Annotated in this window: 2 protein-coding genes and 1 riboswitch; both genes read right to left on the bottom strand. The window is 72.6% G+C overall.

Annotated elements, in window-relative coordinates:
* Window positions 1-324 precede the first annotated feature (324 nt).
* Window positions 325-888, bottom strand: coding sequence for a flavin reductase family protein (locus PROKR_RS03815; protein WP_036959678.1), 564 nt, complete (start codon window positions 886-888; stop codon window positions 325-327).
* Complete coding sequence (locus PROKR_RS03820; protein ID WP_051432646.1) at window positions 885-1,502, bottom strand: NAD(P)H-dependent oxidoreductase; 618 nt, start codon at window positions 1,500-1,502, stop codon at window positions 885-887. Before PROKR_RS03820 ends, PROKR_RS03815 begins: the two co-directional genes overlap by 4 nt.
* 394 nt (window positions 1,503-1,896) lie before the next feature.
* A riboswitch (SAM riboswitch) is annotated at window positions 1,897-2,008 on the top strand.
* The last annotated feature ends 512 nt before the right edge of the window (window positions 2,009-2,520 follow it).

A 2,520-nucleotide genomic window follows, 5' to 3' on the forward strand; every position in this document is an offset into this window, starting at 1 on the left:
GAGGCGCGCGACGCCGGCGGCCGCCGGGTGCGCGCCCGCGCCGTCGGCGTCGAGGCCGACGAAGAAGGGCGAAGAGGGCTGTGGAGTGGACAAGAGGACCTCCGATGTCGTCGCGGCGCACCCCCGCTGACCTGCCGCGGACGCCGACCGCGCGCAACATAGCCCCGCCCCGGCCGGACGCAATGGCCCCGCCGGATCGTCTCGCCATCCGGTCACGGCCCGACCGGCGTCGTTGACTACAGCAGTTCCTGCCGGGCGGGCGCGCTCCCTGGCAGGAACTGCTGTGCTCAACACCGCCCGTCAGGGGGGCGGCGCAGCCCGGCGTCAGATCTCCGTGTCGTTGCCGATGCGGTGGTAGGCGCGGTTCTTGTAGACCAGTGGGGAGGCGGCGGGATCGTGCTTGCCCTGGGTCAGGTTGGATGTCAGGGCGCGCAGCGAGACGAGGTAGCTGTCGCCGATCGGTGTGCGCTGCACGATCCGCGCGCGGAACCAGGAGACGGCGCCGTCGATGATCGGCTCGCCGGTGGGCAGGGGTGACCATCCGCCGTCGGCGAAGCGGTCGATGCCGCTGGTGGCGAAGCGGGCGGAGATGTGGTCCTGGTGGTCGGCGAGGAAGCTGATCGCGAGGGTGTCGGCCTCGGAGATCGCGGGCCAGGACGAGGATGTGGAGGCCAGGGAGAAGGCGAGCAGCGGGGGTGCTGCCGACACGGAGATCACCGAGGTGGCGGTGAAGCCGACGGGCCGGTCCTCGTGCAGCAGGGTGACGACGGCGACGCCGGCGGGGTGGTGGCGGAAGACGGCCTTGAACTCGTCGGGGCCGAGCTGGGGTTCGTCCTGCTGGGCCAGGAGCTCCTCCAGGGCGGACAGGTCGACGTTCTCGGCGGTCATCGCGCGACCTCCTCGATACCGGCGCCGGCAGCGACACCGACTGGAACACCAGCTGGGTCGACGGTGGAGCCTGTCGCCCTCCGCAGCGGCTCGCCTGCCCGGCTGAGCCAGGCCTCGATCACGCCGTCGAGGTCGACGAGCTGGCTCTCCGTGACGGTCAGGGACCGGGCCGGCACCACGGCGCCCAGCTCGACGAGCACGGGCCGCAGGTGCACCTCGCCGGCCAGGGCGTGCGCGGGGCTGCCCGAGACCACGAGCGGGACGGTGACCACGCCGGTCAGGCCGTCGTCGCCGTACAGGTCGAGGAAGGACTTGAGCAGGCCGGTGTAGGCCGCCTTGTAGACGGGGGTGGCGATCACGGCGACGGTGGCGCCGGCGAGGCGCTCCTTGGCGGCGTCGGCCTCCGGGTGCTCGGCGGCGAGGATCTGGCCGGCGAACGTGGCGAGATCGATCGTCGCGACGTCGTCGATGCACAGGTGCGCGGCGATCCGGTGCGCGGCCGCCTCGGCGGCGCCCAGGGTGCGCGACCCGGGACGGGGGTTCCCGGAGACGACCACGACGGTGCGGGCGGGCGGGGTGGTGATCGGTGCGGTAGATGCAGTCGGTGAGGTCATGGGAGGGCTCCTCGCAACGGGTTGAGCTCGGTGGTCGCGCGGTGGGCGGTTGACCGTGGTGGAGGTATAGGCGGCGGATCGGAAGATGACCAGGAGGAGACCCGGACTTCTCACTATCCGGACCGGGACGCGGGCAACGCGTCAGCCGAAGGTGCGTGCCAGCCGCTCGTCCGGCGGCCAGCGGCCAGCGGCAGAGCGTGGCGATCGCCCTGCTGGTGCTCGACGAGCCGACGTCGGCTCCGGCCCAGCCCTACACCCGCCGCCTCCTCGACGCGGGTCCCGGGATGTGAGATCTGGGCAAGGATCATTGACTTCTATGGGCTCCATTCGTATCTTCTGTGACATCGAGACCAACCGCACTTATCCGATCGGAGTGGTGTAGAAAATCTCGACAGGTCATGAGCTCCGACGCGAAGCCCCGGCTGGTCGGACGGCAACCCCCCGCGCGGGTGGGTGCCCCGGGTGAGGACCAGGTCCACCGCCGCCGGCGGATGACAACACGCGTCGCTCGCCGCTGGGCGAGCAGGTGAGGAGAACGACGATGACCCGGAGCGCTGCCCCCGCCGTCCACGTGTCCCTGCCGACCCGGAACGTCACCGTGCGGGCTGGTGCTGCCCCGCGCGAGGACATGTGTTGTCGCTGACCGCGACAACCCCGACGCGCTGACCGGCCGCCACAGGCGCCACCGGTCCGCCGCCCGGACCCCCTCCCGGCGTCGCACGCCGAGTCCCGGCCGTATCCGGCCCTCACGTCCCTGACCGGACGTCTTACTCCTGCCCTCTGGCCGCCGCGCTCCCGGGTGACCCCTGGACGCCGTCGCACCTCCTGTGCGCCGGCCGGGTCCTCCGGGCGCCGTCGCGCAGCCGCAGCCCGAACGGAGCCCTGCCGTGCCGTACCCGTCGCAGCCCACGTCCCTCGCCCCCACGTCCCTCACCTCCACCTCCGCTCGCCCCGTCGTGCTCGGAGTGGACCTCACCTCCGCCGGCGCCCGTCCGGGCGCCCACCGCGACCGCGGCCC

The organism is Promicromonospora kroppenstedtii DSM 19349 (assembly GCF_000515355.1).
GTDB classification, from domain to species: Bacteria; Actinomycetota; Actinomycetes; order Actinomycetales; family Cellulomonadaceae; genus Promicromonospora; species Promicromonospora kroppenstedtii.